The organism is Coprobacillus sp., assembly GCF_984815275.1.
The window spans coordinates 66,665-77,153 of the sequence record NZ_CFJNYH010000009.1 but is presented as its reverse complement, the minus strand read 5'-3'; the positions used below and the strand labels follow the sequence as shown (position 1 = coordinate 77,153).

Below are 10,489 nucleotides of genomic sequence, written 5' to 3'. Positions count from 1 at the left end.
AAAATCTCTTCTAGAAATGTCACTTCACTTTCTAAATGGGAAGTATAAATAGGATCGTGATTCTCTTGATATAATTTTCCATATTTTTCTTCAACCTGAGGATTTTCATTTAAAATTGATTCAATTATATATTGATTGTCTTTTTCATTCATACGCAAATTTATCAATTGCTCTATAATTAAAAATCCATGATATGTTTCATATTTATCTTTTATGAATTGATATCTTTTGTCATTAGAAATAGTCTGCAATTCTGTTTGTAGCTGATGATAGGATGAGGGTGGAATCTGAGAGTCTAAATTTTGAGTATATGCAAAGATACCTATATTTAAAATACAAAGAATAATAAGAAATGCTATGAGATTTCTTTTTTGAAGAAACTTTATAAACTCAAATTTAATCAACTGTAACATCTTCATCATCTCCAAACAAATCCAGATAAACATCTTCTAATGAAGGTTGACAGTATTCTTCAAGGAGTTCATTCACACTCCCTGAATTGACAATTTCACCTTTTTTTAGAAAAATTATTTCCTTGGCAATAGTTTCAACATCTGACACAACATGCGTAGCAATTAATAATATATGATTATGTGACAATTTATCAAAAACATTTCTTAAAGAGACACGTTCTTTAGGGTCTAACCCTGCTGTTGGCTCATCAAACAAAAGAAGTAAAGGATTTCCTAATAAAGCTTGAGCAACTAATAATCTTTGCTTCATTCCACCTGAATAAGCACGACATTTCTTTGTTAAATGATCCTGCATATTGACTAGCTGTGCAACACGTTGCACCTCCTGTTGAATTTCTTTTTTTGGTATATCCTTAAGAAGCGCCATATATGTTAAAAATCTAAGTCCACTCATTTCTTCATAAAGTCCTTGCTGCTGTGGTGCATAACCCAAAATTTGATAATATGAATATCCTAATTTTGATATTTCTTGTTCATTCCATAGTATCTTTCCTGTTGTTGGTTTTAATTGTTGACAAAGCAGATTCATTAATGTTGATTTTCCAGAGCCATTTGGTCCTAACAATGCATAAATACCTTCTTTTAAATGAAAATTGACATGGTTTAAAGCTTGTACATTTTTATATGCTTTAGATAGATCTTTAACTTCTAACATTATGCACGCCTCTTTTTCGTTAATGTTTTTATTGGCTCATAATTCTTCTTATTGTTAAGAAAGTCATCCTTAGAAATTAAACCAACATATTCTTTCTGAGTTTCATATTGCATTGTCCCTGCCCATGTTTTTTCTTCCTTCCCCTCTCGATCATAAACAACTAACAATTGATCTTTTGTTTGCGCCAATATTTGTACAAATTCTTTTGGTGCTCTTGTAGACTGATTTAATTTTTCAAGTTTTGGATTTTCTAATGATATTTTATAAGTATCTATAAATTTATCTTTCCATTGTTCAATTATTGCATAATCATTAATAATCATTGAAAAGTTATATGTTGATCCTTTTGGTAAATCTATAATATGACTTATCTTTTCTGTTTCTAAATCAAGAATATATAATTGATTTTTCTCTATATAATAAATTTTATTTTGATAATAATTTCCAATTTCTTGATGATTGACTTGAACGGTTTTTGATTCTTTTGTATCTATATTATAGATTTCATAATTGACTTTTGCATTCATCATTAATTTATCATATTTTTTATAATTCTTTTCATCAAGATATTTCTGTGGATCTTCACTATAGCTCATTGTACTCATAATCAATTGACGACCTTCTCCACCTAAGATATTTTTATATTTCATATCAAACACTTTTGTTATATCACCTGTCTTTAAATTGATTGAGCATAAATTTTTATCAGTTGTGACTTGCATTGTTTCATTTAAATTGACTTCAACGTTTTGTGTTTTTGTGACAGGAATATATAATTCATCATCTGCAAAAATAAGATTATTTAATTCAAATTCATAGCCATCATCTAATCGACACAATTCTTTACGATTTTGTCCATCTAAATCCATCTGGACTATCCCAGGTCCTTTTTGTTCTCTTTCTCCTAAAGCATTCATGCCAAATCCCATTGTTTCTATCATATACAAGTGGTCACCATAAACAAGAATTTGATTCATCATAGAACTTCCACTCTCCAAATAGGCAGTACATGTTTCATCTTTATGTTGACATTCAGGCTTATTACATAAATAGACTTCTTGCTTTGAAGCATAATCATAATAACTAATATAACTCTTTTCTTCTTCATCCTTTAAAAAGTAGTAACCTTTTTTGGATGTATCTCCATTCCAGAATAAATACTTCCACTCTTTTAAAATTAAATCTCCTTTTTCTTTTTTCGTCTGGTTTGTTGTTGGTTGCGATTGAGGACTTTGACAACCTACCAACATTAAACCTAATAAGACTATAAATATTTTTTTCATTTTTCATCACCCAAAACTATTGTAAACAACAGATGTATCCAACTTGTAAAAAAGGAGTAACTTAATTTTGAGTTACTCCTCCATACAATAAAGGCCTAAGAACACCTAATAATGTGACATTAATATTGATATTATTTGTATCTACCCTTTTTTCAAATTCGCATGATATACGTAATTTTGCTTTATTTGATTCATAACCATATTGATTATAAACCCAATCATCAATATCATCTAATTCTAAATATTCAATCATTCTCCAAGCCATTGTTTTCATTTCATTATCACTCATAATAAGATTATCTTCCTGACTCATTGAAAAACCAATGATTTTATGAGTTTGAGGATCCATTTGATAATCAAATGATTTGAATGAATCCTGCCACATTCTCAAAACTTGTCTTAAATAATAAGCATTTTCATCATCAATTAAAGTTCCATAATCAGCAATATACTTCTCATCTTCATTTTCTAATAACTCATGGCTTAAAATTTTATGATTCATTAACTTTTCAATTTCTCCACTAAAGAGTGTTTGAAGCTGTAGCAACTTTTCTTGTTCTTTCACAGTGTATTCATCTTTTCTTTTAATGACATATTCTTGACTATTGGTTGATGAATTTTGATAAAACTTATAAATCCCTTCTATAACAGGATGTTCTTTTAGTATATCTTCAGTTTGGCTATTTTCTAGTGATATTTCTTTATTAATATCATAAAAGTCCTGAAAACCAACAATGATCATAGGAAAAGATAGTGAAATAATCAAAACAAAACTACCTATAACGCGCATTTTCTTCTTATTCATGGTCAATGACCTCCAACGTAAAACTAACTGTTGTTCCTAAATGTAATTCTGATTGAATAGAGAGTTCAGTTTGATGAGCGTCACAAATACGTTTAACAATTGTTAATCCAAGTCCAGCCCCACCCAGAGATCGCGAACGAGATTTATCTGCCATATAGAACGCTTCTGTAGCCTTTTTAACATCTTCTTGACTCATTCCCATTCCTTCATCAACAACTGAGACTACCACCTGATTATTTTCAAGATAAGTTTTCACTATAATTGTCTGTCCCTCTTGGCTCGCCTTCATAGCATTATCAATCAGATTTCTTAGTAAAGTAAATAATAAATCTGATTGCGATTTTACCCATAAATCTGTCTCTTCAAATCTTAATATATAATGAACATACTTTCCAAAATAATAATCGCTTAATTGCTTAAAAATAAGTTTTAAAGAAACTGGTTCCAATTGTATTTGATGATCTCCAACTGCTAATAAATCCATGAGCGTATAAGAAAGTTTCTCTAATCGCTTACCTTCTGTATAAATATATTGAGCAGCCTTTTGACGTGTTTCTTCATCACAATCACAAGTTCTTAATAAATCTGCAAATCCTAAAATCGCTGTCATGGGTGTTTTCACTTCATGAGAGAAACTTCCCATGAACTCTTCCTTCTGGATAACACTATCCTGTAATTGATGAATTTTTCTTTCATTCATTTCAGCCATTTCATCAAAACTTCTTGATAATTCACCAATTTCATCTTCGCTTTCAATTTGTGTACGTTCACTGTACTCTCCATCAGCAATACGCTGACTCACTGCATTTAATCTATGAATAGATTGAGTAAGATAAGAAGAAAGAAATTTGAGTATAGCATAAGCAATGCCAAAAAGAATAACACTAATAACTAAAAAATTTCCAATCTGTCTGTCTCTATCTTGATAAACAGAAGTCACATCATAACAAGAAGTTAAGTAATATACATTTTTTCCTGCATTGACTTTTGAAGTTACAAACATCTTATATTGTTGATTCAAATGTTTAAGAAAATATTTTTGTTCAAAATCCAATGAAATATATTGACGGTATTCATTATCAATATTGCTGTATAAGATTTCTTGATTAGAAAGTGATAAAGCATAGGTTTTTTGAACCTGTGATGTATAACGAAACTGTTCAAGATAATAAATAGCTCTGTCTATCATTTTAGATTGTTCCTGATGAGAATCTCTTGCATATTCTAATGAATCCTGAAATAATCTTGTCTCTAAAGAATAGACTTCTATTTCATGAGTAGATAAATTATGATTAATCGTTGTTTGAAGAAGGTTATGATGATTTTGATATATGAGTGCTGATGAACCTATAGAAAAAAGAATAGCCAAAGTCAGTAAACATGACCAGATAATTTTTTCAGCAAACTTCATTTGGAACCTCTAACATATAACCAATCTTGTAAACTGTTTTGATTTCTTCATGCCAACCCAACTTTTTACGTAATCTTTGGATATGTAAATCTAATGTTCTTGTTTGGTCAAAGTCTTCTTTCCAAACTTTTTGATAAAGGACATCTCGGTACAATGCCATATTTTTATTTCTAATTAAGAATAATAACAATTCATATTCCATATTGGTAATGTCTATCTTTTTTCCATTTTGAATAACACATCTTTTCTTTGTATCAACCTCTATATTTAAAACATGTATGATTTCAATTCCTTTATGATACCGTCTCAAAACACTTTCCACTCTTGCTATAAGTTCATCAATTGAAAATGGTTTTACCAAATAATCATCTGCCCCCATATGCAATCCTTTAACCCGATCTTTAATACTTCCTTTTGCAGTTATAAAAATAACTGGAATACTTTGTGGTTCAATATATTCCATCAATTCATAACCACTAATTTCAGGAAGCATAATATCTAATAAAATGAGATCATAAAAATGATTTTCAATCATATCTGCACCTATTTTCCCATTTGAAGCATAGTCACATTGATATCCTGCTCTTGTTAAATTCATCATTATTAAATCAGCAATAGGTCTTTCATCTTCTACAATTAATATCTGCATATCTCTCACCTCTTATCTATCTTATAAAAGAGTTGTATCATTATTGTATCACAACCTAGAGATAATAATGATATTTCTGATTTATTTTTTTATTATTTGAGATAAAAATTTCAAAACAGATATCTTTCATAATTACCACATCTCACCTTCAGATAGTTTCTTTCCCTCCTCAATAGTGTCATAGTCAGTCTATCTATCTGTAAATCTACTTACTAATATGAACTATCTGCTCAATCCTCTTTCACATCATAACCATAAAATAATCTTGCCATAACAGATGATGCTATTTGATGTACCTTCATTCCTACAGAATAAAAAAAACATGAATTAAGGAGAACCTGAAATTCATGTTTTTATACTTATTAATGACTTTGTTCTTTTTTATGTCTTAAACATACTACAATGATGAGTATTGATGTAACTAAAGAAAGCATTCCCACAAAATATGTTGAATCACTTGTGTTTGCACTTGATCCTTTTTGAGGTGTTGTTGAAGTTTGTTCCATACCTTCCTTTTTAAGATGTTCAAATGCTGTTTTCAATTGCTCCTCTGCTGACATAATTTGCTCAGCCGTGGCTTTTTCGTCTTTAAATACTGATTGAGCATTTATGAGAGCTTTCTTTAAATTTTTCCATGAAGACAACGTATAATCTTTTGCATTTAATGCTTCAACTTGTTTCATTAACTCTTGCAATGCTGTTTTATCAATACTACTTATTTTTAAATAATCAATAGCTTCACTTAATAAAGTTATTGCATTATTCACTTCTAATTGTGTTACTTCACCATTATTATAAATCTGTTTTGCTTTCTGTAATGCTGATTTGAATTCTTGAACAATTTTGGTATCCAATTTTTTTAATGTTTCTTCAGTGATTTTTTCAGCTTTAAGAATAATTGATTCTAATTGTGATTTATCAACCTTATGACCTATCTTTTTCACTAATCTTTGATATGCATTCTGTAACTCATTTAAACTCTTATCAATTTGTTCTTGAAGAGATGATTCATTATTCAAAAGATTTATAGCATCATCATAAGCATTTTTAAAATCTTTATAAGATTCTTCTGTGTAATCATCTTTTGACTTTAAAACATTCTTGATGTCACTACTTTCTATATATTGATATAAAAGTTCCTTATTCACAGGAATAATAAATTGAATTGTATATGTTTCTGTTGTTTGACCATCTTCAGATTTAACAATAATTTTCACTTCATTATTGTATAACGGAAGAATTGTTATTGCTTCATTATTAAGACTTTGAGCAACTATTGTTGGAATTTCAATATTTTTAAAAGGAGACTTTGAGCGATTCATATGTCTTAAATCAACAGTATAAGTTCTTGTATTGGCATCATATCCTTGATAACCAGCAAAATCTGTAATTTGAATGCCATTAAGTTTCAATTCATCTAACTGTGCACTCTTATTGGCTTGTACTGGCATGATATAATCATAAACTTCAATTTCTGTTAATCCTATGCATTTACCCACTTGTGGTGATTTTAACCATACTCTTAATTGACGAGTTGTAATTGGTTGAATAAATCCATATGGAGTATCCCCAGATGTAAATGGAACTTGTGTAATATGAGAAGATTCAATTTCTTTCCATGTTCCCGTCTCACTATCATAATATTCAAAACGAACATTGCTGTCACCTGGTAAAACACTATATTGATTATCTGTAAAATGCCAAAGCTTAACATTCTGCATTGTATATTCCTGTTGCCAATCTAACTGAATATAAGTATCAACAGGTGGATTTTCATCTCTCAAGCTCCAGTTTGTCCACCTTGCGCTTTCTCGGCTTGATTCAGTAGTCACACCATCATTTAATTCTGATAATGAATCATTAATTGCTATTGAAGTTGGATCACTTGGAACTCCATCAACCATTTTTCCATTTGTAAATACTGGTACATCATGATGATTCTTTGAAGCAATATTTTGAGATTCTGCTAGAGGAGGTGCAACTCTGACTGTCATTATAACTTCTTGGGTTGTATTCAAAATACTGACAGATCCCTTAATTGTTACAATTCCTTCATCTTTAAAGGCATCAACTGGAACTTCCCATTTGACAGGGAAAGATTCACTATAAGTCCCATTTTGATATAATCCTCTAACAGTTTGTGGTAAGGATGGTGTTACACCTGCATTTGTGACTATTGATTGATTTTCTACTGCCACAATATCGCCAATCACATGAACTGTTACACTTACAGTTGCATGATCTTCTTTCAATTGACCTGTTACAGTGAATTCACCTACTTTATTTAACAGATTTTCATCATACTTATTCCATTGAACACTTAACTCTTTCTTTTCACCATTATTATATGTCCCTATAACTTGTAATGGTAAAACAGGTGTCTCACTTAGACCTACATACAAGTTCTTGGCAATACGATAGCTTTGTAAATAAATATCACCTTCAACTGTATCTTTTCTTGTTTTTACAGTAATACTTGAACTCTTTAGACCATCTGCACTTGCAGTCAGAGTAAAATCACCTGCTTCTTTCGTTGATTGAACAATCACCAGCACCTTACCTGAAAATGCTTTTCTTGAATTACCTTTATAACTATCAGTATCTGCAGCATTCCCATTATCAACACCAACAATTTGACCATGCCCCTCAATACTAAAATGAATACGATGGTCTGCTCCAGAAACAATGTTATTGTTTACATCTTTAACATCAACTGTAATATAAGACAAACTGCTTCCATCTGCACTGATCTCTGTCTTATCACTATAAGTATCTAAATAAGTTGCAGCAGAATTTGTTGTCACTTGCTTTCTTCCGACTGTATCATCTATCAAATGACCATCCTTATCATATGCTTTAGCACTCAATGTTCCAGATTCCCAAGTCACATTAAAACTTGGATAAAACTCACCATTTGAAAAAGTTTGATATTTATAGCCTAAAGATGTTGTGTGTGGTGTGGCAGTATCTTCACCAATTTTTCTCCCATTCAAATACAGTTCGACTTTAGCAGCATTTGTAAAGACATCAACCTTGACTTTTCCATCACTTGTTTTCGTAATTTCATTATTGTTCCAAGTTGACATTAAATGTAAAGTTGTAGAATTTTCATCCCACATACTCTTATATAAATAATAAGTATCCTTCTTGAAACCAGCTGTATCTACAATTCCAAAATATGAAGACTTTGGTTTTGCGCCCTGACCACTTACACTTCCTGCACCCGTTCCATTCCATGGAGTTGGCTCTCCAATATAATCAAAACCTGTCCAAACAAACTCACCAGCATTAAAATCATTTTCAATCACAAATTGCCAAGCATCACTAGCAGAATGCCCCCAACCGACTTTTGCTTGATCATTATCATATTCAGACATCTGTAAAATATTATCATCTCTGCCCGCTGTACTATAAACACCTCGACTATGAACAGCACTTGCTGTTTCAGAACCATACAATGGCCAATCACTATATGTTGTATGCATTGCGTTTGTTTGATCATTATTGGCATAATTTAATCCAACAACTCCACCCGCTTCATATATTTTCTGATTTATTTGACTAATCATAGCACTAGGATCTGTATTTTTGCGATTGTCACCATTTGTGACAGGGCGAGTCATATCAACTTCCTGAACCCATTGAATAAGCTCATCAACTAAATCAACATAATGTGATGTTGAACCAGATGTCCCTTCATCAATCTCATTTCCTAATGACCACATGATAACACTAGGATCATTCTTACAACTATTAATCATAGCTTTGATATCAAATTCAGCCCATTTCATACCATTTTCACCATTGATAATTTGATTATTGTCATCAATAGTCTGATTAAAATAAGCACCATAGTCATTAACATTCCCATTTTTATACTCTGTCCAGCCATCAAAAGCTTCATTAATAACCAAAATACCATACTCATTACATACATCTATCAATGAAGATGCAGCAGGATTGTGTGTAACACGAATGGAATTACATCCCATTTCTTTTAATATTTTTATTTGGCGTTCAATCGCATCACGATTAGCAACAGCGCCCAACGCACCCTGATCGTGGTGCATACATACACCTTTTAATTTCATATTCTTTCCATTTAATGAAAATCCATTATTTTTATCAAAATTAAAATATCTAAAACCATAATCAGTATGATATGTATCTATAATCTCTTCACCATCAAGAATCTCAGTTTTCATTGTATATAAATACCTATTTTCAACTGACCATAATTGAGGTTTATCCACTAAGACTTCTTGCTTGATATCTTTTGTACTCTTTGCTGATAGTTGAACTTCCTGACTTGCTACACGACTGGCTATATTTCCTTGTTGATCTCGTAAAGTATTTTTAATTGTTACTGTTTTTGGTACATCATTATTATTTTCAACTTTCGCAATAACATCCATCTTAACAACACTATCCTTTGTGTTTTCTAGATCTTTTGCAATTAATTGAGTTCCATTATAGCCAACATGAACTTTATTTGTAACAGTTAACTGAACATCACGATAAATACCACTCCCTGAATACCAACGGCTACTTGGAATTTTATTATTTGTTTTCACAACGATTACATTTTCAGTTTTCCCATCACAAATCAATCCATCTGTAATATCAAATGCAAATGCAGTATAACCATAAGGATGCACACCTAACTTTTTCCCATTAAGATAAACTTCAGCATTCATATATGCTCCATCAAATTCAATAACTAATTGTTTTTCCTGATATTTTTCTGGAACAACAAATGTTTTACGATACCAACCAATTCCACCAGGTAAAAATCCACTTTCGGCTTCACCATTGGTTGTAAAATTCTGATCAATACTATAATCATGTGGTAAATTGACTGTATCCCAAGACGAATCATTAAAATCCTGTTTTTGTGCATCGGATATATCCCCACGATGAAACTTCCAATTTTCATTAAATAAAGTTGTTCGTTCTCCATCACCGATAAGATCAACATAAACATCTTCTGGATGAGATTGACTGATTCGAGTATTTTCTTGTGCTAAAACATCAATAGGTAGTGATGTTAATAAGAGTGATGCAGTGGCTATAGCACAAATTTTTTGATTCCATTTCCCTTTCATAATTGCCTCCTTTTTTCATAGAGGATGTACTATTATGATTATTTGAATACATAAAAAGACCTAATGGCTTGATGTAATAATATACATTCAAGTCATTAGGTCTTGCCT

At 30.9% G+C, this 10,489-nt stretch carries 6 protein-coding genes and 1 pseudogene; all 7 read right to left on the bottom strand.

Annotated elements, in window-relative coordinates:
* Nucleotides 1-413 (bottom strand): annotated as a pseudogene (locus tag AC5M21_RS05135) (hypothetical protein); the annotation flags it as partial.
* Nucleotides 397-1,128: an ABC transporter ATP-binding protein gene (locus AC5M21_RS05130; RefSeq protein WP_008787606.1), complete on the bottom strand. Its 732-nt coding sequence runs from the start codon at nucleotides 1,126-1,128 to the stop codon at nucleotides 397-399. The pseudogene AC5M21_RS05135 and the gene AC5M21_RS05130, both read right to left, overlap by 17 nt.
* On the bottom strand, nucleotides 1,128-2,411 hold the full coding sequence (locus AC5M21_RS05125; protein WP_008787605.1) for a hypothetical protein: 1,284 nt from the start codon (nucleotides 2,409-2,411) through the stop codon (nucleotides 1,128-1,130). Before AC5M21_RS05125 ends, AC5M21_RS05130 begins: the two co-directional genes overlap by 1 nt.
* 61 nt (nucleotides 2,412-2,472) lie before the next feature.
* Nucleotides 2,473-3,216, bottom strand: coding sequence for a hypothetical protein (locus tag AC5M21_RS05120; protein WP_008787604.1), 744 nt, complete (start codon nucleotides 3,214-3,216; stop codon nucleotides 2,473-2,475).
* Nucleotides 3,209-4,627: a sensor histidine kinase gene (locus AC5M21_RS05115; RefSeq protein ID WP_008787603.1), complete on the bottom strand. Its 1,419-nt coding sequence runs from the start codon at nucleotides 4,625-4,627 to the stop codon at nucleotides 3,209-3,211. The genes AC5M21_RS05120 and AC5M21_RS05115 overlap by 8 nt, the downstream gene beginning before the upstream one ends.
* Entirely contained in the window at nucleotides 4,614-5,276 is a 663-nt protein-coding gene (locus AC5M21_RS05110) for a response regulator transcription factor (protein ID WP_008787602.1), read from the bottom strand. Before AC5M21_RS05110 ends, AC5M21_RS05115 begins: the two co-directional genes overlap by 14 nt.
* A 362-nt stretch (nucleotides 5,277-5,638) precedes the next feature.
* Nucleotides 5,639-10,381 carry a glycoside hydrolase family 2 TIM barrel-domain containing protein gene (locus AC5M21_RS05105; protein ID WP_008787601.1) on the bottom strand — a complete coding sequence of 1,581 codons (4,743 nt, stop codon included), beginning with the start codon at nucleotides 10,379-10,381 and terminating at the stop codon, nucleotides 5,639-5,641.
* Nucleotides 10,382-10,489: the final 108 nt, after the last annotated feature.